19 protein-coding genes are annotated in these 21,240 nt (G+C 72.5%); 6 read left to right on the top strand and 13 right to left on the bottom strand.

Annotated elements, in window-relative coordinates:
• Positions 1–418: 418 nt before the first annotated feature.
• The 3 genes from MXD61_RS09800 to ppgK form a co-directional block, all read right to left on the bottom strand.
• Positions 419–619 carry a hypothetical protein gene (locus MXD61_RS09800; protein ID WP_163547434.1) on the bottom strand — a complete coding sequence of 67 codons (201 nt, stop codon included), beginning with the start codon at positions 617–619 and terminating at the stop codon, positions 419–421.
• A gap of 157 nt (positions 620–776) precedes the next feature.
• Positions 777–3,194 (bottom strand): septation protein SepH, encoded by a 2,418-nt coding sequence (sepH, locus tag MXD61_RS09795; protein WP_248812520.1) that lies wholly within the window; start codon positions 3,192–3,194, stop codon positions 777–779.
• A 278-nt stretch (positions 3,195–3,472) separates the two neighbouring features.
• Positions 3,473–4,342 carry a polyphosphate--glucose phosphotransferase gene (gene ppgK / locus MXD61_RS09790; protein ID WP_248812519.1) on the bottom strand — a complete coding sequence of 290 codons (870 nt, stop codon included), beginning with the start codon at positions 4,340–4,342 and terminating at the stop codon, positions 3,473–3,475.
• Positions 4,343–4,511: 169 nt separating this feature from the next.
• Between ppgK and moaA the strand changes: the two genes are divergently transcribed.
• Positions 4,512–5,498, top strand: a complete 987-nt coding sequence (gene moaA, locus MXD61_RS09785; RefSeq protein WP_248812518.1) for a GTP 3',8-cyclase MoaA — start codon at positions 4,512–4,514, stop codon at positions 5,496–5,498.
• 20 nt (positions 5,499–5,518) lie between these two features.
• Positions 5,519–6,172 (top strand): molybdenum cofactor guanylyltransferase, encoded by a 654-nt coding sequence (locus MXD61_RS09780; RefSeq protein ID WP_248812517.1) that lies wholly within the window; start codon positions 5,519–5,521, stop codon positions 6,170–6,172.
• Here MXD61_RS09780 and MXD61_RS09775 read toward each other — a convergent pair.
• On the bottom strand, positions 6,136–6,549 hold the full coding sequence (locus MXD61_RS09775; protein WP_248812516.1) for a hypothetical protein: 414 nt from the start codon (positions 6,547–6,549) through the stop codon (positions 6,136–6,138). The genes MXD61_RS09780 and MXD61_RS09775 overlap by 37 nt on opposite strands.
• Before the next feature lie 400 nt (positions 6,550–6,949).
• Between MXD61_RS09775 and MXD61_RS09770 the strand changes: the two genes are divergently transcribed.
• On the top strand, positions 6,950–7,603 hold the full coding sequence (locus tag MXD61_RS09770) for a hypothetical protein (protein ID WP_163548711.1): 654 nt from the start codon (positions 6,950–6,952) through the stop codon (positions 7,601–7,603).
• Between the two features lie 2 nt (positions 7,604–7,605).
• Positions 7,606–10,143 (top strand): AAA family ATPase, encoded by a 2,538-nt coding sequence (locus MXD61_RS09765; RefSeq protein ID WP_374628707.1) that lies wholly within the window; start codon positions 7,606–7,608, stop codon positions 10,141–10,143.
• Here the strand turns inward: MXD61_RS09765 and MXD61_RS09760 are convergent.
• On the bottom strand, positions 10,074–11,282 hold the full coding sequence (locus tag MXD61_RS09760) for an MFS transporter (RefSeq protein ID WP_374628716.1): 1,209 nt from the start codon (positions 11,280–11,282) through the stop codon (positions 10,074–10,076). The genes MXD61_RS09765 and MXD61_RS09760 overlap by 70 nt on opposite strands.
• A 411-nt stretch (positions 11,283–11,693) precedes the next feature.
• On the opposite strand from MXD61_RS09760, the gene MXD61_RS09755 reads away from it, so the two are divergent.
• On the top strand, positions 11,694–12,161 hold the full coding sequence (locus MXD61_RS09755; RefSeq protein ID WP_248812513.1) for a DUF222 domain-containing protein: 468 nt from the start codon (positions 11,694–11,696) through the stop codon (positions 12,159–12,161).
• A gap of 156 nt (positions 12,162–12,317) precedes the next feature.
• Here MXD61_RS09755 and MXD61_RS09750 read toward each other — a convergent pair whose 3' ends face one another.
• The 6 genes from MXD61_RS09750 to MXD61_RS09725 form a co-directional block, all read right to left on the bottom strand.
• The gene (locus MXD61_RS09750; RefSeq protein ID WP_248812512.1) at positions 12,318–13,721 is read right to left on the bottom strand and encodes a carboxyl transferase domain-containing protein; all 1,404 of its coding nucleotides are present in this window, start codon (positions 13,719–13,721) and stop codon (positions 12,318–12,320) included.
• Positions 13,722–14,018: 297 nt separating this feature from the next.
• On the bottom strand, positions 14,019–15,245 hold the full coding sequence (gene fabF / locus MXD61_RS09745) for a beta-ketoacyl-ACP synthase II (RefSeq protein WP_248812511.1): 1,227 nt from the start codon (positions 15,243–15,245) through the stop codon (positions 14,019–14,021).
• Entirely contained in the window at positions 15,242–15,487 is a 246-nt protein-coding gene (locus MXD61_RS09740; RefSeq protein ID WP_163548692.1) for an acyl carrier protein, read from the bottom strand. The genes fabF and MXD61_RS09740 overlap by 4 nt, the downstream gene beginning before the upstream one ends.
• 106 nt (positions 15,488–15,593) lie before the next feature.
• Complete coding sequence (locus MXD61_RS09735) at positions 15,594–16,532, bottom strand: beta-ketoacyl-ACP synthase III (RefSeq protein WP_248812510.1); 939 nt, start codon at positions 16,530–16,532, stop codon at positions 15,594–15,596.
• Complete coding sequence (locus tag MXD61_RS09730) at positions 16,529–17,569, bottom strand: ACP S-malonyltransferase (protein ID WP_248812509.1); 1,041 nt, start codon at positions 17,567–17,569, stop codon at positions 16,529–16,531. Before MXD61_RS09730 ends, MXD61_RS09735 begins: the two co-directional genes overlap by 4 nt.
• A gap of 215 nt (positions 17,570–17,784) precedes the next feature.
• Positions 17,785–19,242 (bottom strand): CdaR family transcriptional regulator, encoded by a 1,458-nt coding sequence (locus tag MXD61_RS09725; protein ID WP_248812508.1) that lies wholly within the window; start codon positions 19,240–19,242, stop codon positions 17,785–17,787.
• A 222-nt stretch (positions 19,243–19,464) separates the two neighbouring features.
• Here MXD61_RS09725 and MXD61_RS09720 point away from each other — a divergent pair, with 222 nt between their 5' ends.
• Positions 19,465–19,671, top strand: a complete 207-nt coding sequence (locus MXD61_RS09720) for an RNA-binding S4 domain-containing protein (RefSeq protein ID WP_175084788.1) — start codon at positions 19,465–19,467, stop codon at positions 19,669–19,671.
• Between the two features lie 66 nt (positions 19,672–19,737).
• On the opposite strand, the gene MXD61_RS09715 is transcribed toward MXD61_RS09720, so the two are convergent.
• Positions 19,738–20,262: a lytic transglycosylase domain-containing protein gene (locus tag MXD61_RS09715; RefSeq protein WP_248812507.1), complete on the bottom strand. Its 525-nt coding sequence runs from the start codon at positions 20,260–20,262 to the stop codon at positions 19,738–19,740.
• A 35-nt stretch (positions 20,263–20,297) separates the two neighbouring features.
• Positions 20,298–21,053: a tyrosine-protein phosphatase gene (locus MXD61_RS09710; protein ID WP_248812506.1), complete on the bottom strand. Its 756-nt coding sequence runs from the start codon at positions 21,051–21,053 to the stop codon at positions 20,298–20,300.
• Positions 21,054–21,240: the final 187 nt, after the last annotated feature.

Below are 21,240 nucleotides of genomic sequence, written 5' to 3'. Positions count from 1 at the left end.
CGGGTGGGGTAGCCGGCGCGGTCGCCGCGGCCCCGCCCCGCGGGGGCAACTGGCCGGGGGGGCCACCTTGGCCCCCCGCGCCCCCCGGGCGGGGGCGCGCCTGCGCCACCAGTCCGGGTGTGGCACCGGCGCTCGCCGCCCGCCGCAGCAGAACCGAGGCACGGCGTGCTCGGTCATCCGCCACCGAGGTGGGCGGGCCACTACCGCTGACGGCCACAGTGCCACCGTATGGCCTGGTAGGGTGCCGCCCGGCCCGCGGCACCCGGACGATGGCCCAGAAGTCTGCCCGCCAGCGAGATGGCGCCCTCCCGGAACCCGGTCAGTCGCGGCCCGCCCGCTTCGCCGACCCGTGCTCCGGGCAGTAAAAAGGGCACGTCACGGCGCCGTGACATGCCCTTTCGGAAATCTGACGGAGGTGTCAGGAAACGGTGAGTTTGTCGGTCTCGTCGTGGTACTCGACCGCCATCTCGCGCAGCTTGGAGTCATGAGACTTGGCATGGTGGCGGCAGAACAGAAGATCTCCGCCGCCCGGCAGCACCACCCGCACGTATGCCTGGGCACCGCACCGGTCGCAACGATCGAGGTTGGTCAGCGTCGGCTTCGTGGTAGTCCCTGTCACATCTACTCCAACTGTGTTAGGCGGTCAGACGTTCCGGCTGACCATGTGACGGTTTACTCACAGCCGGCTCTCGTGGCGTCTTTGCATCCAGAGCGGCGTGGTGCCCGCGGCGGGTTCTGCCCCCGCGGGCTGTTATCGCTTCGGCGTCGCCGGAAGTTCAGGTCCGTCGAGCACCGAACACGATGTCATCCCATGCTGGCACTGACTTGCGTCCACGTCGACCGCCTGCGGGGCGATCCCCCCCACGGGTGCCGTTGTTCTGGCGGCCTCGTGACGCACCGGGTCCGTTTGGCTTCTCAGTGTTCGCGTCGTCCCCGCTTTCCGTGCTCGGGTCATCTTTTTGGGTAACGGAAGGCTTCCGGCTGGTGGCCGCGGGGTTTCCGGCCTGTCGGCGCCCACCGGCCGGGGCCGGGGCCTCTGACGGCGCGGGATCGCCGCTGGCCGATGCGGCGGGGGAGTCGTCCGCCGAGGCGTCCGCCGGTTCGGCCGCAGCCGAACCCGCCGCCGTGGTGGCCGTTGCGGCGCTCGCGAGCCGCTCCTCGGCGTGGGCGGCGGCCGGCGTGGCGGTCGGAGTCGCGGCCTCGGCAGCGTGGTCCGCGCCCGGGCTGACCGACCCCGACAGCGTCGCTGTGGTGGAAGTCACAGTCGACCGACCGGCCTGGGCCACGGCGGCCCGAGGGTTCTCCGCTGGCTGGCTGGGGCGGGTCGCGGCGGCGACGGCCGCTTTGCCCACCACGGCCGGTACGGCGCTGGCGGCCGGAGCGGCGGGTACCGGGGTGGCTGGTGCCGGCGTGGCCGGATTCGGGACGGCCGGTCGGGCGGTCACCGGGGCGGTGGGCACCCGGCGCCCGGTGTTGCGCGGCAGTGAGCTGACCCGACTGGCCGCCGTCCGCCGCGGCGCCTGCGGCTCGGGGCGGCTGATCTGGCCACCCGCGGTCGAATCCGCAGACTCCGGTTCCTCAGGCAGGGGCTCGCCAGCCGCGGCCTCTGGCTGCGTTGTGGCGCCCTGCGCGGGCCCCGTGTGGGTCGGGGCCTCGAACGCTGACAGTTCAGCCACGTCCGGTGCGTCCTGGGCACCCGCCGGAGCCCACGAGGACTCGGATTCCGGCGACCGCGCCGCCTCGTGGGTCTGGGCCGGCAGGTAGGCATGGGCTGGCTGGTAGGTCTGGGCTGGCCGCTGGGGCTGGGACGGCTCATACGCCTGGGACGGCTCATACGCCTGGGACGGCTCGAAGGTCGCGGCGGTCTCGTGGGTCTGGGCCGGCTCGTGGGTCTGGGCCGGTTCGTAGGTCTGGGCCGGCTCGTATCGCTGGGCCGGCTCGTCGCCGCGGGTCGGCTCGTAGCGCCGTGCGTCCGGGTAGGCCGCGGCCGCCGGGGCACGGTCAGGGTAGTGGTTGTCGGCCGGCGGATAACCGTGGGTGAGGTCCGGCGCGGCTGTCGGCGCCTGCCCATAGGTGTGCCCGGCGGCTGCCTCGGTGCGGCCGTCGGCACCGGCGGTGGGGTATCCCGAGTCGGCCGCGGGTGGATACGAACGGACAGGCGCCGGGCCGGAGGCCGCGGGGCGCACGCCGGTGCCGCCGAAGGCCGCCGGCGCCGCCGGTCGGCTGGTTGGCCGGGGAGCGGCCACCGTGGGCCGCTCGGTCGGCGCGGACCCGGGCAGTGCCACCGGCGGGCCAGCGGGGCCGGCCGCGGGGCGCATGCCCGACGCGGTGGGGAGGTAACCGTTGGTGCGCGGCGAAGCGGGCGGCTCGTACGCGGCCGCGGGCGCGGTGGGCTGGGCCGGGTCGACCGCGGTCGACTCCCAGCGCTGGGCGGCGGCGGGCTGGGGGTGGGCGCGGGGAGCGGGGGGTTCCGGCAGCCGGGCGGGGGCGTTGCCCGAACCCTGGTTGGGATGGCCCTGCGTGGGATGGCCCTGGTCGGGAACGAGGGTCAGTGCCGGGGCGCCGGCTCGTGGCGCCGGCCCGGCGGGCGCCGCGGGAGCGATCGGTGCCACGGGTGGTGCCGGTGGTTCGACGATCTCCGGGGCCACCAGCGAGCGGGCAGCGTCGTCGTGCGGACGTACCCGACGCACGACCGGGTCCCACGTCCAGCGCGCGCACCGGCTCTCCGAGGTGAGCTGCACCAGCCAGATGCCGTCGACGCGACGCCAGGCGTCCCACTGCGCGGAGGCAGGGTTGTCCTGGGCGACGACGAGACGGGCGTCCACGACCTCACCGAGGGGACGCCCCGGGCCGCCACCGGGATCCTTCGGCAGCAGGGCGGCGCGGGCCTCCTGGACGACACGGGCCCGCTCGGCCAGCACCGGACCCTCGTACCGCTCCACCCGTTCCACCGGGATGCCCGCGGCCCGGGCCACCTCGGCGGCCGTCTCACCGGCTCGCAGCCTGGCCTGGATCTCGCGCGGGGTCAGCGCGCTCTCGGTGCGGACCTCGCTGCGGCGTACACCGCGCAGGGCGGCCCGGAGCCGGTCGTCGACCGGCACCCGGAACTGTTCACCGTCGGTCCGCCCGGCCGCGTCCGCCAGCACGAGATAGCCGCCGTCCTCGCTGAGTGCGACCGCCCGCAGCTCACGCATGGCGCCTCCTGATCTCATGAAGCCGTGCCCTGCCCCACCGATGTGCCCCGCCCGCGCGGACAGCCGTGCCCGTCGGATCGCCCCCGAGGCGGGACACACAGCGGGGGCCGTCCCAGCGGGCAGCTCGACAGGACGCACCGGAACCCGCCTTCGGCGAGTGCGTCCCGGTAGATGACAGCCTGCCATCGATATGGCCACTCGGGCGGCTGTCGGCGGGCGACACGCGAAGTCTGACCGGGTCGGGCCGGTCCGCTTGGGCCGGCGAAGGCCGGATGGTCCTAGGGACGGCGACCGCCCGGCGGGCGGGTGGCGGGGCCACGTCGACGTGCGGGACGTGCGCTCGGACGTGGCCGGGTCTGGTCGCCGAGGCCCGCGAGTGCCGCCCCGACGATGCCGGCCTCGTTCTGCAGCTGGGCGGGTACCACCTTCGTCCGGATCTCGAGGGCATCGAGGAAACGGTCGGCCTTTTTGCTCACACCCCCACCAATGATGATGAGGTCGGGCCAGAGCAGCGCCTCGAGCGTGCCGAGGTAGCGGCCGACCCGCTTGGCCCACTTCTCCCAGGAGAGGTCCTCGCGTTCGCGGGCGGCGTCCGAGGCGCGGGTCTCCGCGTCGTGCCCGTGGATCTCCAGATGCCCGAGTTCGGTGTTGGGCAGCAGCTGGCCGTGCAGGAACAGCGCGGTGCCGATGCCCGTCCCGAACGTGGTCATGATCACAAGTCCGCTGACGTCGCGGCCGGCACCGAAGGCCATTTCCGCGATGCCGGCGGCGTCGGCGTCGTTGACCGTGGTGATGTCGGACGCGGCGGTGGCCGGCGCCGGCGGGGATGGCACCGAGGTGGCATCGATCCCGGCCTGGGCGAAGGCGGCGGACAGCACCGCCACCGTGTCCGTGCCGATCCAGGTGTCGTCGATGTTCGCCGCGGTCAGCGCCACACCGTTCTTCACCACCGAGGGCAGCGCGACACCGACCGGCCCGGACCAGTCGAAGTGGCTCACGACCTCGGCGACGGTGGCGGCCACCGCGTCCGGACTCGCCGGCTGCGGCGTGGCGATCCGGTGCCGAGGGGCGGCGAGCGTTCCGTCCTCGACGTTGACCGGCGCGCCCTTGATGCCGCTCCCCCCGACGTCAACCCCGAAGACCTGCATGACCGAGCCCTCCCGTGCCGATGGCGTGCGAGAGGACAAGTGTCTCAGGCCGGTGGACCTTGGCGGCGCCCGCCCGGTCGCGGCGAGCCGCCCGACCGGCGGCTGTAGCGGTGCTGTAGGGCCGAACCGCCTCCCCGAGCCGGGATGCGGGCCTCTATACGCTGGGTTGGTGCGGCTGGTGGACACCTTCGGGCGGATCGCGACTGATCTGCGTGTGTCGCTGACCGATCGGTGCAATCTGCGTTGTACCTACTGCATGCCGGCCGAGGGTCTGCCCTGGCTGCCGGGCCCGCACCTGCTCACCGACGACGAGGTGGTGCGTCTGGTGGGTATCGCCGTCGAACACCTCGGCGTCACCGACGTCCGCCTCACCGGCGGTGAGCCGACCCTGCGCCCCGGCCTGGTGGGTCTGGTGGCCCGGCTGGCCGACCTGCGTCCCCGGCCGCGGCTGGCGCTCACCACCAACGGCCTGCGCCTGGCCGAACTCGCCACGCGGCTGCGGTCCGCCGGTCTTGACCGGGTGAATGTGTCGCTTGACACGTTGGACGCGTCCCGCTTCGTCACCCTCACCCGTCGTGACCGTCTCGAGGATGTGCTGGCCGGCCTGCGGGCCGCGGCCGCCGCCGGACTCACCCCCGTCAAGGTCAACAGCGTGCTGCTGCGCGGGGTGAACGACGACGAGGCCACGGTCCTGCTGCGCTGGGCGCTGGCGGCCGGGTACGAGCTGCGGTTCATCGAGCAGATGCCGTTGGACGCCCAGCATGGCTGGCGCCGCGCCGAGATGGTGACGGCCGAGGAGATCCTCGCCGCGCTGCGCACCGAGTTCACGCTGCGGCCCCGGCCCGGTCGCGGCAGTGCGCCGGCCGAACTGTTCGAGGTGGACGACGGTCCCGGCCAGGTCGGGGTGATCGGCTCGGTGTCCGCCCCGTTCTGCGCGGCCTGCGACCGGGTCCGGCTGACCGCGGACGGGCAGGTGCGCGACTGCCTGTTCGCCCGGGACGAGAGCGACCTGCGCACCGCGCTGCGTGCCGGTGCCAGCGACGAGGACATCGCCGGCCGCTGGCGGACCGCGGTCTGGGGTAAACACGCCGGTCATGGCATCGGCGCACCCGACTTCCAGCAACCCGACCGGCCGATGTCCGCCATCGGCGGCTGACCGATGACGCTGGTGGGTCGATGACGGTCGGCCGGCCCGGGGATGTGGACACGGGCGACTGGAGCGCGCTGATCTGTGCGGGTGGCGCCGCCCGCCGGCTCGGCGGACGGGACAAGCCGGCCGTCGTGGTCGGCGGTGCGACACTGTTGGATCGGGTGCTGGCGGCCACCGTCGCCGCACGCCGCCGGATCGTGGTCGGCCCCCGGCGTGACCTGGCCGGACCCGCGACCACGGTGCACTGGTGTCGTGAGGACCCGCCCGGAGGCGGCCCGCTCGCCGCGATCGCCGCCGGGCTCGTGGCCGTCGACACCGCGTTCGTCGCCGTTCTCGCCGCTGACCTGCCGTTCGTCACCGAGGACGTGCTGAGGGCGCTGCGCCGTGCGGCGGGCGAACCCGGGGTGGACGTCGCCGTCCTGGTCGATCCGGATGGTCGGGCGCAGTACCTCGCCGCGGTGTGGCGCACGGCCCGCCTGCGCGCGGCGCTGCCCGCCGACCCCGCTGGCGCACCGGTGCGCGCCCTGTTCGCCGGCCGAACCCCGTCCACCGGACGGGAGGTGGCCGCCGTCCATGCCGACGCCCGTACCTGCCTGGACTGCGACGACGACGCGGAGGTGGCCCGGGCCCGCGGCTGGGTGACTCAGCCCATCCGGCCGTGGCCGGCCTCGTTCAGGTAGCCACGCATGTCGATCGCCATCGTGTGCACCGCGTCGTGGTCGGGCTCCTCGTACGCCTCGCCGCCACGCGCGTAGCCGAAGGTCAGCCGGGGCAGCACCTGGGTGGGTGTGTCCATGCTGGCGTCCCAGTCCGGCTCGTCGCCGGCGAAGGCGGCCGGGCCGGAGGGCAGCTCCGCACTGCCGGGCGCGGCGGTGACGATCGCCCAGTCGACCACCCCGAGCACCACGATCACCCCGAGCGCGGGCAGCGCCACGACCGGGTTCCACGCGGAGAGCCCGACCAGAGCGAACACCGCCACCACGGTGACCCCGCCGACGAGATGACGGCGGCCGGGACGAAGCGCCGGAACCTTACGACCGCGCCGATAATGCGCCATACCACCAGTGTGCCGGACACCGACAGTGTCGGGTACCCGCCTGTCGGGTACCCCCTGCCGGTCAGCCGCTCCCTCGCGTGCTCCCGCCCGCACTCCCTCGGCATGGGTGAGTACGTCCGACCACCCATGGTGATCGGATTCGGCCCGTGCGCCCCGGGTATCGCCAGCCCGACGACAGCGGAGGGTACGACCGGTCACCCTTTCTGGTGAAGGTTGTGCGCACTGGCGGCCTTCTGGGCCACACTTTCCAGGAATGCGAAGGACCATGGCCCGACGGCGCACCATGTGTTCAACCTCGCCAGGCTGGAGGTTTGCCGTGGAGGCTCGACGCCGGACGACCAGTCCGCGCCGAACATCCGTTTACGCCACTTTCGTGCTGCTCAGCGTGGTGGCGACGGTGCTGCTGGCGGCGGGCGGCTGCGGCTCGCCAAGTTACCAGTATGTGACAAACAAGAAGGATGGTGCGTTTCTGCGGGTCCCGAATAGCTGGAGCCACCAGGAGATGCCCGGCCCGGCGTTGTTCGGGATCGACGCCCGCAACGTCAGCCCGGAGATGCTGCGCGGGCTGATGTCACGCGAATGGGTTGTCGGCCTGGACGCCGGTGCCCGCTTTGACGCCACCCGGCTGCTGGTTCCGGACGCGGCCGTGCCCAAGGGGTTCGCACAGGTGCGCCACCTGTTGCCCGAGGAGGCGAACGCGGTGTCCACCAACGACCTGCGCAACTTCGTGCTCTCGGTCGACGACGCCCAGGCCGCCCAGGAACAGGCGGTGCGCACCGACCCCTACGGCGCCCGACTCGAGCCGAGCTTCCTGCTGCTCGCCGACGAGGTCGTGCACAAGAAGGACGGTGTGCACGGCGTGCATCTGGTCTACCAGGTCAGGACCGACGCCGGTCTGGTGACGATCGACCAGACGAGCCTGCTCGACAACGGCCAGGCGGTGCTCTACCAGCTCATTCTCGCGTGCTCGTCGCTGTGTTACGCCCAGCACGGAGCACAGATCGGCGACGTGGCCAAGTCCTTCACGATCAAGCCCACGGACCAGGGGCAGTAGGGATGGGCGTGATGGACCACGCAGACCGGATCACCGACCTGACCGATCTCCCTGATCTCCCCGATCCCGGCCCGCGGCCCTCGGGCGGCTCGTCCTCGCTGGCCGGCCCGCCGGCCTCGGGCCCCGGTTCGCGCGACGCGGAGTCCCCCCAGGGACCCCGGCGCCGCCGGCTGTCGCTGTGGGACCGGTCGAAGTTCCTGCTGCTGCTCGGCGCGGTCTTCCTGTTCGTGGTCGCCGCGGAGGTCTCCGACGATCCGCTGATGACCTGGAGCGACGGTTTTCGCATCCAGGCCCGCCGGAGCGCCTGGGTGCTGGTCCTGCTCGGCATGGAAGTGCTGCGCCAGGTGCACATGTTCGTCGGCGAACGCTGGTCGGCCTACTACGTGTTCTGGACCGAGCGGGTGTTCGGTCGGCTGGAGCGGCGATTCCTGAGGATCAACGACTGGAACCGGTTCCGGTTGTCCCGGGCGGTCAAGTGGATCGTGGGTCTTGCCCTGGCCCTGTTCGTCTACGCCCGGTTGTCGCACACCTCGGTCTTCGACGCGCTGGTGAACATCCCCAGCGATCTGTGGCACGCGATTCCCATGGTGCTGCAGATCGTCCTGCTGATGCTGTTGGTCGTCGGCCAGTTCGTGGTGATGTTCTGGTTCCTGTCCAAGGGCGGCGTCGAGACGTACTTCCCCGAGGACATCACCACCCGTTTCGCGGACGTCTGGGGCCAGGACCACGTTGTCAGCCGGGTCCGGGAGAACGTCTTCTATCTGGAACGCCCGGAGGAGATCGAAAGCCGCGGTGGCCATGTGCCCGGCGGAATTCTGCTGTGGGGCCCGCCCGGTACCGGCAAAACCCTCCTCGCCGAGGCGGTGGCCGGTGAGACGGGCAAGCCGTTCGTCTTCGTCGATCCGGGTGCGTTCTCGGCGATGTTCGTCGGTGTGGGCCTGCTCAAGGTCAAATCACTGTTTCGCAAGCTGCGTAAGCTCGCGCTGCGCTACGGCGGTGTGATCGTCTTCTTTGACGAGGCGGACACGCTCGGTAGCCGCGGTGGTCTCGGCGGCAACTTCGGTGGTGGCGGTGTCGGCACCGGAGCCCGCTCCTGGTTCGCCCGGCAGGGCACACCGGCCGCCACCTCGCCGTCCCGTTCATCCCGTTCGTCCCGTTCGCCTGGACGGTCGCTGGCCGATGGGCACACGGCCGGACCGGGCTGCAACGGGCTGTCGTACCTGAGCGCGGCGGCCCAGGCGGAGATCGGCCGCGAGACGGCCCGCGAGCAGTTCGTGGTCGGTGGGGGTGGCGGCGGGTTCGACGGCACGCTGCAGGCGCTGCTGGCCGAGATGTCCGGGCTGAAGAAGCCCCGCGGCTTTTTCAACCGGGTCGTGCGGCGCACCCTCGGGATGCGCCCGAAGCCACCGCCGAAGTACCGCATCCTGGTGATGATGGCGACGAACATGCCGCAGTCCCTGGACGAGGCGTTGCTGCGCCCCGGCCGCATCGACCGCCAGTACAAGGTCGGCTACCCGAGCAAGGAGGGGCGGGTGCGCACCTTCGAGGGATACCTCGCGAAGGTGCGCCACGAGCTGACCCCCGGGCAAATCGACCGGCTGGCCGTGATGAGTCCCGAGGCCACCGGCGCGACGATCAAGGACACCGTCAACGAGGCGCTGGTCCAGGCGGTCAAGGACGGCCGGGAGGCGATCACCTGGCAGGACATGCTGCGCGCCCGGGTGATCAAGGAGTACGGCCTCGCCGACGACCACGAGCACATCGACCAGGAGCGGCACAGCATCGCCCTGCACGAGGCCTGCCATGCCGTCGTCGCCTACCGGATGCAGCGCGGTCGGGTGATCGACCTCGCGACCATCGAGCGGCGCGGCGGGGTCGGCGGGTTCGTCGCCCATGTCGCGGTCGAGGACCGGATGTTCATGTGGAAGTCCGAGATCGAGATCCAGGTGATGGTCTCGCTCGCCTCCCTCGCCGGTGAGCGGATGTTCTTCGAGGGGGACAACACCGTCGGTGTCGGCGGCGACCTGCGCAGTGCCACCACCCTGGTCGCCAGCTACCTGTCGTCCGCGGCGATGGGTGACACGCTCTCGTCCCGGCTGGCGATGCTCGAACAGCAGATGGGCAGCCTGTCGCTGGACGCGGACCGTCCCTTCGGCCAGCAGATCGAGTCCAAGCTGCGGGAACTCTACGAGCGCACCGAGGTGGTCCTGCAGGACAACCGGCGGGAGATCCTGGCACTCACCCATGCCCTGGAGGAACACAAGACGATCACCGGTGAGGACGTCGAGGCCATCATGGAGGGCGGGCTCGGCCCCACCGTGGACGGCCGTCGCTACCGGGAGCCGGACTTCCTGTCCGTCTTCGAGGGGTACCACTCCAACGCGGTCAGCGCGCACCGTGGTCAGACCCGGGAGGTGCACCGACTGCCGGAACTCGGCCGCGCCGCCGCCCGTCAGGTGGACGGTGCCCGTCAGGCCGAAGGGGCCGCCGGTGCCGCCGTGTCCGTCGACGAGCGGGAACGCAGGGAGAGCAGCGCGTAGCCCGCGCCGACGAACGCCGCGACCGCCGCGAGCACCAGACCCGCCCGCGGCCCGCACGACTGGGCCACCCAGCCGGCGATCGGCCCACCCACCGGCGTCGACCCGAGCAGCGCCACCGACCACAGCGCCATCACCCGGCCCCGCATGGCCGGGTCGGCGGCGAGCTGGACGGTGGCGTTGCCGGTCGAGATGAACGCCACACTGCCCGCCCCGACCAGCACCAGGGCGGCGAGTTCCACCGGCAGCGTCGGCGCGATCGCGGCCAGCAGCAGCACGCCGCCGAACACCGCCGCGATCAGGCCGAGGGGTCGTACGCCCACTCGCCGCCGTCGGGCGACGGCGAGCCCGCCGACCACCGCACCCGAACCCATCGCCGCGGTCATCAGGCTGTAGGTCGCCGCGTCGCCGTCGAACGTCTCACGGGCGACCAGTGGCAGCACCACCTGGAACTCGTAGGACAGCGCGCCGATGACCATCATCATGACCAGCGGGACGCGTAGCGTCCCGGTTCGCCACGCGTAGCGCAGCCCCGCCCGCAGCTGCCCCGGGGCCCGGTGCACGGGTGTGCGGGCGTGCAGTTCGGCGGTGTTCATCCGGCGCAGCGCGATCAGTACCGCGCCGAAGGACGCGGCGTTGAACAGGAAGCAGCCCGCGGTGCCGATGCCCAGAATGATCGCCCCGGCCAGCGCCGGCCCGATGATCCGGGCCGCGTTCATGGTCACCGAGTTGAGGGTGATCGCGTTGGGCAGATACTCGGGCCCGACCATCTCCTGCACGAAGGTCTGCCGGGTCGGGTTGTCCACCGCGTTGCACAGCCCGATGAGCATGGCCGTGACAGCGACCATCCACAGCCGGGCCGAACCGGTCAGGTCCAGGATGCCCAGGGTGAGCGCGGCCAGCCCCGATCCGGTCTGTGTGATCATCAGTAGTCGTCGCCGGTCCGACCGGTCGGCGATCACCCCGCCGTAGGGCCCGAACAGCAGCACCGGCAGGAACTGTGTGGCCGTGACCAGCCCCAACGTCGTTCCTGACGCGCCCAGCGACAGCACCAGCCAGCCCAGCGCGATCGTCTGCATCCAGGTCCCGCACAACGAGACGAGCTGGCCGGCGATGAACAGCCGGAAGTTACGCACGCGCAGGGCGGCGAACGTGCTGTTCGACTGCTCCCGCTGTGCTGCCGCTGCCGCTGCCGCTGCCGCTGCCGCTGCCGCTGCCGCTGCCGCGGGGGGCGCGCAGGCCGGCGGCGGTGAGATCACCCGCAGGGTCGCTGTGGCGGGTGGGGTCGCCGCTCTCGACGGCCGACCGGGACTGTCCACCTGCGGCACCATCCATGCACCTCCAGCAGCGGGAACGCCGCTGGCGCGATCGTTATTTCATGTCAGGTAAATATTATGCCGCGTGGGATCCCTTGGCATGCCTGGAAGTGTGACCTATGATCCGAACATGTGTTCGATTTCGGGTCGATGGTGGCGGCCGGTGATGGTGATCGTGATCGTGTGGGCGGCTGTCGACCCGCTCGTGCGCCGGGTCCACGGGGAAGGTGGTCAGCCATGATCGACGTCGAGGCGATGCTGGGGGGCGTCGTCGCAGCCGAGGTGAGCGAGCTCCCCGATGCGGAGGTCGCGGCGCTGGTCGTCGAGCTGCGGCGGCTGGTCGACGCGACCGACGCGCTGTGGGCGCGGGCGCTCGCCGAGTTCGATCGGCGCGAGCTGTGGCGGGCCGACGGTGCCCGTTCGGCGGTGGCCTGGCTGCGGCGTGAATGTCGGCTGGTGCATCCGACGACGGTTTCGGCTCTGCTGGTCGCGCGGGCGGCGCGGGCCCTGCCGGCGACCGGGGGCGCGTTTCGCGCCGGCGACATCAGCTTCGAGCATCTGCGGGCGATCGCGCCGGCGGTGGAGCCCACGCGCCTCGAGAGGGCGCGGCGGGCGGATCCGATCTTCGCCCGGGCGGCGTTGTGGATGAATCCGCGTCAGATGGGCGGTGTCGTGCGCACCTGGGTGCAACTGGCGGACGAATGAGGCCGTCGCCGTGGAGCCAGGCGCTGGCCTGGCGGGTCGGGGTGTGGTGGAGGTCGGGGTGTGGTGGAGCTGGTTCTGGCGGAGCGCGCTCGGGCCGCCGCGGCCCCTGGGGCAGGGGGGTCGGGCAGGTCCGGGCCAGGTCGCAGCCGTGGGCCGTTACAGCGGGATGTTGCCGTGCACGTTCTTGTGCGCCCGTGCGTCGGCGAGGGCGCCCGCCAGGGCCGAGGCGATGACACCGCGGGTGTTGCCGGGTGTGATGACCGCGTCGATGACGCCGAGCTCGACGGCGCGGTCCACCCCGCCGACGGTGCGCTCGTGTTCCTCGGTGAGCTCGGCGAGCACGCTGGGTCGCCGCTGGGCCGGCACGTCCGCGAGCGTGCGTCGGTGCAGGATGCCGACGGCCGCCTCGGCGCCCATCACGGCGATCTGCGCGTTCGGCCAGGCATAGACGGCGGTGGCGCCCAGCGAGGTGGAGTTCATCGCGATGTAGGCACCGCCGTAGGACTTGCGCGTGACCACGGTGACCCGCGGCACGGCGCACTCGGCGAACGCGTAGAGCAGCTTGGCACCGCGGCGCACGACGCCCTCCCACTCCTGGCCGACCCCCGGGAGGTAGCCGGGCACGTCCACGAGCACGACCAGCGGCACCCCGAAGGAGTCGCACATGCGCACGAAGCGGGCGGCCTTCTCCGCGGAGGTCGAGTCCAGGCAGCCGCCGCGGCGCAGCGGGTTGTTCGCGACCACACCGACGGTGCGCCCACCGAGGCGGCCGAGGGTGGTCACGATGTTCGGCGCCCACTTCGGGTGCAGCTCGACACCCTCACCGTCGAGCACCGCGCTGACCAGCGGGCGCACGTTGTAGGCCCGGCGCGGGTTCTCGGGCAGCAGGTCGGCGAGCTCGCGGTCGGGCACCTCGCCGATGTCGCGCTGGTCCGCGAGCAGTTCGGCGAGTTCCCGGGTGCGCTCCATCGCCTGTTCCTCGGAGTCGCACGTCACGTGCACGACCCCGCTGCGCTTGGAGTGCACCTCCGGGCCGCCGAGGCTGGTGGCGGTGCACTCCTCGCCGGTCACCGAGCGGACCACGTCCGGGCCGGTGACGAACACCTTGGCCTCGGGTCCCATGATGACGATGTCGGTCAGCGCCGGGCCGTAGGCGGCGCCACCGGCGGCCGCACCGAGCACCAGTGAGAGCTGGGGGATGCGCCCGGAGGCGCGGACGGTGGCGGCGAAGATGCGCCCGACACCGTCGAGCGAGGCGACGCCCTCCTGCAGCCGTGCGCCGCCGGAGTGCCAGATACCGACGACCGGGCAGCCCAGACGCACCGCGGACTCGATGGCGTGGACGATGCGGGCGCATCCGTCGCGCCCCATCGCGCCACCCTGTACCGTCGGATCCGTCGCGAAGGCGACGACCTCGTTGCCGCGGACCAGACCATGGCCGGCGACCACGCCGCTGCGGTCGGTCGCCGCGAACACGGACAGTGTGTCGGGGTCGAAGAACCGGGCGAGCCGAGCCTCGGGCGTGCGTGGGTCGACTCGGTCGAGTGTGGAAAGACTCACCGTGCGTCTCCTTGCCTGGACGGCGTGGGACTGGAATCGGCGGAAGGTCGACGGGCGACCGTCCGGGCCTGCTAGCCGGTTCCCGTCTGTTCACGGTCCGGCGACGATGGGCACCCGCCCGTGGGCCGGGTGTGGCCGTGCCAACAGGGAGCTGCCCGCGTCACGGCAATAGGTAGCGCTGGGTGGCGGAGGAGGTCGGGGCGGGCCGCGGCGGTCCCGGTCGCGCTGTGGGCCGGTGGGCCGCGGCGTCGGCGGCAGGCCGTGCCGGGCGGTGGGATGCTCCGCCCGGCAGGCCCCTCACACCGTGAAGGCCAGACAGACGTCGTGGCCGCCGAAGCCGAACGAGTTCGACAGGGCCGCGCCACGGGTGATCGTGCGGTTGTCGACCGCGACGACATCGAGGGCGATCTCGTCGTCGAGCGCGTCGAGGTTGCGGGTCGCCGGGATGATCCGTTCGCGCAGCGCGAGGATCGTGGCGATCGCCTCGACCGCGCCGGCCGCACCCAGCAGATGCCCGGTCATCGACTTGGTGGCCGTGATGGCCACCTGGTCGATATGGTCGCCGATCGCCGAGCGCAGCGCCACGGCCTCGGCGAGGTCGCCCGCCGGGGTCGACGTGGCGTGCGCGTTGATGTGCACGACGTCGGTGGCCGTGAGCGACGCCGAACGCAGCGCCGCCCGCACCGCCCGGGCCGCACCCGCACCCTCGGGGTCGGGCGCCGCGATGTGGTAGGCGTCCGAGCTGATCCCGGCGCCGGCCAGCACGCCGTGCACCCGGGCGCCTCGGGCCGCCGCGTGCTCGGCGGCCTCCAGCACGACGATCGCCGCGCCCTCGCCGAGCACGAAACCATCGCGGGCCTTGTCGAACGGTCGCGACGCGGTCTGCGGGGTGTCGTTACGGCGGGACAGCGCCTGCATCTGCGCGAAGCCGGCGATCGGCAGCGCGGCGATCGCCGCCTCGGTGCCACCGGCGATCACCACGTCCGCCCGCCCGGCCCGGATGATGTCCAGGCCGAGCGCGATCGCCTCGGAGCCCGAAGCGCAGGCGCTGACCGGGGCATGTACCCCGGCCTTCGCCCCGAACGCGAGCCCGATCGTGCTGGCCGGGCCGTTGGGCATGAGCATCGGCACCGTGTGCGGGGAGACCCGTCGCGGTCCCTTCTCCCGCAGCACGTCGTGCTGGGTGAGCAGCGTCAGCACCCCACCGATACCGGAGGCGACGCAGGCCGCGAGGCGCTCCTGGTCGACCTCGGGGGTGCCGGCGTCGGCCCACGCCTCCCGGGCGGCGACCAGAGCCATCTGCTGGCTGCGGTCGAGAGTGCGCGCCTCCACCCGGCCCAGGGGGAGTTCGGCCGCCAACGGCGCGGCGATCTGGACCGGGAGCTCGTCGATCCAGTCCTCGGTGATGCGTCGGGCGCCGGAGCGGCCTGCGAGCAGCCCCTCCCACGTCGTGGCGACATCGCCACCGAGGGGAGTTACTGCCCCGAGGCCGGTGACGACGACCTGCCTGGGGGTGGTGGTCATGCCGCCACACCCGCCCGCTGGATGTACGACACGGCGTCGCCGACGGTCTTGAGGGACTTCACGTCGTCATCCGGGATCTTCACCGAGAACTTCTCCTCGGCGGCCACGACGACCTCGACCATCGACAGCGAGTCGACGTCCAGGTCATCGATGAAGGTCTTGTCCGGAGTGACGTCCGACGGGTCGACACCGGCAACCTCTTCGAGGATGTCGGCGAGACCGGCGAGGATGTCCTGGGACATGGTGGTGCCTCCTGTGCAGTGTGGTCTGGCGGGTGCGCCAGCGGTCAGCCGACCGCTTCGGACGCCGGCCGCGCAACGTGGGTCGGGGTCAGGGTGGTGGTGCTGGTCATGGGCAGCGCACGACCTGACCGCAGTAGGTCAGGCCGGCGCCGAAACCGAACAGCAGGACCGGGTCGCCGCGGCGGATCTCGCCGGCGTCGAGCAGGCGGGCAAGCCCTAGCGGAATACTCGCGGCGGAGGTGTTGCCCGAGTCGACGACGTCGCGGGCGACGGCGGCGTTCGTGGCGCCGATGCCCGTCGCGAGTGCCTCGACGATCCGCAGGTTGGCCTGGTGCGGAACGATACCCGCGAGCTGCTCGGGCGCCACGCCGGCCCGCTCGCAGACCTCCCGCACCGCCGGTACGAGCGAGATGGCCCAGCGGAACACCGACTGGCCGGACATCCGGAACAGGTTGTCGCCGCCGCCGGGCACCTGGATCGCCTCGTGGCGGGAGCCGTCGTGGCCCCACACCGCCGGGCCGATCTCATCGGTGTCCGAGGCGCCGACCACGGTCGCGCCGGCGCCATCGGCGAGCAGGATGCACGTGGAACGGTCATCCCAGTCGGTGTAGTCGGAGAGCCGTTCGGTGGCGACGACGAGCACATGGCGCACACCGCCGCCGCGGACCATGTCGGCCGCGGTGGAGATGGCGTAGCTGAAGCCCGCGCAGCCGCCGTTGAGATCGAACGCGCCGGCTCGCAACGCGCCGACCCGGTGCGCGATCTGCGGGCCGACCCCGGGGATCTGCGACGGGGAGGTGCAGCTCGCGGCGATGACCAGGTCGATGCTGTCGGCAGTCAGACCGGCGGAGGCCAGCGCCTTCTCGGCGGCCACCGCGCCCATCACGGCCGTGGTCTCCTCGTCGTCGGCGATCCGGCGGGTCACGATGCCGGTGCGGGAACGAATCCACTCGTTGGAGGTGTCGACCCGCGTGGCGATCTCGTCGTTGGTGACCAGCCGGGCCGGGCGGTACACCCCGAGCCCGAGCATCCTGGCGCCGGTCATACCTGCCTCCCGACGAGCGCGTCGTCCTCGGCGGAGATGCGTGGTCGCACCCCGTCGGGCACGCTGGGCGGTGGGCCCGCGTGCTCGGCGATGAGGTCGCGGGCCGCGCTCAGGTCCTCGGGGGACTTCACCGCGAGGATCTTCACACCGGGCAGCTCACGGCGGGCGATCCCGGCCAGGGTGCCGGCCGGTGGCAGCTCGATGATCGCCGTCACCCCCCGTTCGCGCAGGGTGGCCAGGCACAGGTCCCAGCGCACCGGCGCGGCGACCTGGGTGACCAGCCGGGTGAGCAGCTCACCGCCGTCGGCGATCAGCGCCCCGTCGGCGTTGGACGCGATGGCCACCTCCGGGGCCGCGGGACGAAGCCCACCGGCCACCGCGGCCAGCGTCTCGCGCGCCGCAGCCATGTGGTGGGTGTGGAAGGCGCCGGCCACCGACAGCGAGCGCAGCCGCACCCCCGCGGGCGGTTGTTCGGCGAGCCGGGCCAGATCGGTCATCGTGCCCGCGGCGACGATCTGACCGGCACCGTTGCGGTTCGCGGCGGTCAGGCCCAGTTCGGCGAGCCGGGCGGTGACCACCTCGGGGTCGCCGCCGAGCAGCGCCGTCATCCCGGTGGCCGTGCGCGCCGATGCCTCGGCCATCGCCCGTCCACGCAGCGCCACGAGCACCAGCGCCTGCTCGATCGTCAGCACGCCGGCGAGTACCGCCGCGGTGATCTCCCCGACGCTGTGGCCGGCCAGCACCAGGGAGCCGAGCTCGACGCCCGGGACCGCGGCGCCGTGCTCGGGAGCCGCCAGGGATCGAAGCGGCAGACCGAGTTGCTCGGCGGCGGCCAGGCCGCTGGCAACGATCAGTGGCTGGGCGATCGCGGTGTCCCGGATCGCCTCGGCCCCGGCGTCGCAGCCGGCCGCCAGCAGGTCGACGCCCGCCGCGGCTGACCACCAGCGCAGTCTGTCCTCCACCCCGGGGAGATCGCGCCAGGCACGAAGCTGTCCGGGAGTCTGTGCACCCTGGCCGGGTGCGAGGATCGCGAGCACCTGTTTACCTAACCCTTCGCGAGGACCACTTGTCGCTGGCGGCGACTCACCGATGTGTCGACCGGGCTTTGTAGACGTCCTACAAACTCATCAGTAGGACGAAGTGCATCGTTCCTGCTGCGCGTATCGGTCACCTTCGCGGGAAAGAGCAGCGAAATCGCCGGATGTGACGGGTTTCGCAGCGCGGTGCTCCGCGTGCGTGACGGTGGGGCAAGTCAGACCTGCCCTGTAGATGACATACCGTCCAGGCGCCCCAGGACCAGCGCGACATGCAGGATGAACCGCTCCCGATGATCTGCGGGGTCGAGACCGCAGACGTCAGCCGCCTTCCGCAGACGGTAACGCACTGTGTTTGTGTGCAGGTAGAGGGCGCGCGCGGTGGCCTCCAGCGAGGAGCCGAAATCGAGGTAGGCGCCGGCGGTCTCCAGCAGCGGCGAGCCGGCGTCGCGCAGCGGTACGTACACCTCGTCGATGAGCGAGCGGCGGGCGTCGGCATCGCCGGCGAGGGCGAGTTCCGGCAGCAGCGCCCGGGCCCGCACCGGTCGGGGTGCCGCCGGCCAGGCCGCGACCACGTCGGTGGCGGCGAGCGCGATCCGCGCCGAGCGGGGCGCGCCGGTGAGGTCGGTGGCCACCGGTCCGACCACGACCGGTCCCGGTTCACACACCGGCAGCAGGGCCCGCGCCGCGTCCAGCGCGGTGCGCACCTCGATCTTCGGTGTACCCCGCCGGGCCGCCGCGGCGGCGAGCCGGGCCGCCGCGGCGCCTGCCTCGCCTGCCTCGGCGCCACCGCCGCCGCCACCGACACCACCACTGCCCGCCGCGCCGGCACCCGCCGCGCCGGCACCGCCGCCGCCGTTGGCGGTCCCGGCCGGGATGAGGACCGCGGCGTCCTCGGGTCGTCCGATGCCGTCGTCCGCGGTGGCGAACGTCCCCCCGACGATCATCACCAGGCGGTTGTGGTGGACACCGGCCAGCAGCTCGAGGCCGGTCAGCCGGGCGAGGCGGTGCGCCTCGTCGACGACCACCTCCGGCGCGTCGCTGCCGGCCCGAGCGACGATCACCGTCACGGCTGGTGGGTTGCGCCACCCGGCCGCGGCGGCCCGCGACGGCAGGGCCCGGTCCGCCTCCCCACGCACCACGTGATCGACGATGAGCGCCTCCAGTCGGGCGTCCCAGGCACCGCGTTCCTCGGCGGCACGGGCGTAGACGACCGCGCCGGCGAAGGCGATGTCGCGCGAGTAGCGCAGCACGTCCGCGAGCAGGCGCTGCTCCTCGTCCGGCCCGACCAGGTTCGGCACCTCGCTCTCGATCGCCTCCACCGCGACCCGGACGAGATCCACCAGCCGACGAAACGTCACCGCCCTGACCAGTTCGCGTGGCGCGACCCGAAAGACGTCCTCGGACAGCTCCCGCGCGTGCTCCGGCCGCCGGCACCACCAGACGAACGAGGAGATCCCGGCCTGCACGACGAGCTGGATGCCGGCCCGGTGCCGTGCCGACATCGCCGGGAACCACGGCAGCACCTCGTGCATCCGGGCGACCGCGCGGGAGGCGAGCATCCCGCTGGCCAGCTCCACCCGCCGCACCGCCTGCTCGCTCGCCGGACCGGCGCCGAGCGAGCGGGACGTCGCCGTGCGCTGGTCGGGAAGGTCACCGCCGGCCGGCGGCTCCACGGGTGCCGGTCTGGCATCGTCGGGCGTTGGCGACTCGGACGCATCCGGGGGGATACCTGCCACGCTCGTCAGCATGCCTCAGCCGCGCCCGGTCGGGTCGTATTGCCGCTGTCAAGCGCGCTGACGCCGAGGGACCCGTCCGTACGCGGTGGAGCGCGTACGGACCGCGGATGGACGGGCGGCCCCGGCAGCGGGGTGGCGTCCATGGGTGATGCTGGGGGGATGCGAGACGTGAGTATTCAGGGTGACGCGATCCGGCTTGGCCAGTTCCTCAAGCTCGCCGATGTGGTCGACGCCGGTTCGGATGTCAAGGGGCTGCTGGCCGGGGGTGTGGTGCGGGTCAACGGCGAGGTGGAGAGCCGCCGCGGGCGTCAGCTCGTCCCCGGGGACGAGGTCGTGGTGGCCGGTCAGGAACTGCGGGTCGGCTGAGTGAGGGACCGGCGGTCGGTGCTGGTCGGGGGTCGGTGCTGGTCGGGGGTCAGAGCTGGTCGGGGGTCAGAGCTGGTCGGCGTAGGTGCTGGCCCAGTCGTGGACGCGGGCGACGTAGTGGCGGGTCTCCCCGATGTCGGGGATGCCGCCGGCGGTGCGCACCGCGTCGGGGCCGGCGTTGTAGGCGGCGAGGATCAGCGAGATGCGGTCCCCGGGCAGGCCCGCGACCTGCCTGGCCAGCCGCGACTCGTAGTAGGCGGCGGTCGGGATGGCGTCGTGCGGGTCCATCGGATCGGCCCGCCCGTCCTGGTTGCCGTCCAGGCCGACCTCCCGCCAGGTGGCGGGTAGAAACTGCATGATCCCCTGGGCGCCGGCATGGGAGACGGCGCGCGGGTTGAACCGGCTCTCCACCCGGGCCTGCGCCGCGAGCTGAGCCGCGGTGAGCCCACCGCCGTAGCGGGCGACGGCGGCCTGGAACACGGGAACCAGATCCGCGGGGACGTGCCGGTTACGGCGCAGCACATCGCAACCCACCGAGGTCGACAGGGCCACGATGGTGAGCACGACGGCGATGATCGCTCGTGCGGGCACCGGCCAGGCGGTCCGGTGCGGCGCGCCGGACCGGATCAGCCGACCAGTGTGGTGCGCAGGGCCGCGAGCTCCGCCTCGGTGACGCCGGATGTGCGGGCCCAGGCGGCCGGACCGCCCCAGCCTTCGTCGACCCCGGCCAGGAAGCCCACCATGACCTCCGGTAGGCAGGACAGCTGCCCGGCGCTGTCCGGCTTGATCTGGCGCTGGTAGGACGGCCGATCCGCCAGCCGGGCGTTGACCCGTTCGATCCGCTCGTTGGTCTGTGTGTAGTCGTCGATGATGGCCGAGCGTTCGACCCCGGCGATGCTCAGCAGCATCGCGGCCAGCACGCCGGTGCGGTCCTTGCCGGCGGCGCAGTGGAAAAGCGCCGGGCCGGTATCCGCGTGGGCCAGCACCCGCAGCGCCGTGGCGACGGCGGGGCCGGCCAGACGCAGGTAGTCCAGGTAGTGCTCCACCCGGTCCTGCGTTCTGAGGTCGCGCACGATCGCGGGGAAACGCGGATCGTCCGGCATCACCCATTCTCCGGGCAGGAACGACAGGTGGTGATAGGCGACGTCCTCCTCGGCGAGCAGCCCACGCCCCTCGCGCAGCGCCTCCTCCTTGGCCCGCAGGTCGAGGACGGCGCGCAGACCAAAGGAGCCGCGCAGCAGGCTGACGTCGCCAGGGGTGAGCATCTGCACCGAGTCTGCGCGCAGACAGGCGCCGTAGCGGGTGAGGGAGCCGTCGACGGTCGGCAGACCGCCCAGGTCGCGGACGTTGTCGCAGCCTGTCAGATTGAACCAGCGATCCACGAGTCGATCCTAGGCCGCCCGTGTGCCCGGTCACCCACCCTTTCACGGCATTCAATCGACGGATTGGGGTCACCCAGGCGCGCTTTCGGGACGCACGAGGCGCGGATCGCCTCTCGTGGATCTTCGACCACCCACGCCACCTTCGCCACGTGCCCAGCGACCACATCGCGGACCCTGACCGCGCCAG

The sequence above is a fragment of the Frankia sp. AgPm24 genome, from assembly GCF_023243055.1.
GTDB lineage: Bacteria > Actinomycetota > Actinomycetes > Frankiales > Frankiaceae > Frankia > Frankia umida.
This window is presented reverse-complemented; position numbering and strand designations above follow the sequence as displayed.

Bases quoted from the DNA above. Each gene is read 5' to 3' on its own strand.
- ppgK (WP_248812519.1), bottom strand. From the start codon at position 4,342: ATGCAGGTCTTCGGGGTTGACGTCGGGGGGAGCGGCATCAAGGGCGCG.
- MXD61_RS09740 (WP_163548692.1), bottom strand. From the start codon at position 15,487: ATGTCCCAGGACATCCTCGCCGGTCTCGCCGACATCCTCGAAGAGGTT.
- MXD61_RS09755 (WP_248812513.1), top strand. From the start codon at position 11,694: ATGATCGACGTCGAGGCGATGCTGGGGGGCGTCGTCGCAGCCGAGGTG.
- MXD61_RS09765 (WP_374628707.1), top strand. From the start codon at position 7,606: ATGGGCGTGATGGACCACGCAGACCGGATCACCGACCTGACCGATCTC.
- sepH (WP_248812520.1), bottom strand. From the start codon at position 3,194: ATGCGTGAGCTGCGGGCGGTCGCACTCAGCGAGGACGGCGGCTATCTC.
- MXD61_RS09735 (WP_248812510.1), bottom strand. From the start codon at position 16,532: ATGACCGGCGCCAGGATGCTCGGGCTCGGGGTGTACCGCCCGGCCCGG.
- fabF (WP_248812511.1), bottom strand. From the start codon at position 15,245: ATGACCACCACCCCCAGGCAGGTCGTCGTCACCGGCCTCGGGGCAGTA.
- MXD61_RS09775 (WP_248812516.1), bottom strand. From the start codon at position 6,549: ATGGCGCATTATCGGCGCGGTCGTAAGGTTCCGGCGCTTCGTCCCGGC.
- MXD61_RS09720 (WP_175084788.1), top strand. From the start codon at position 19,465: ATGCGAGACGTGAGTATTCAGGGTGACGCGATCCGGCTTGGCCAGTTC.
- MXD61_RS09780 (WP_248812517.1), top strand. From the start codon at position 5,519: ATGACGGTCGGCCGGCCCGGGGATGTGGACACGGGCGACTGGAGCGCG.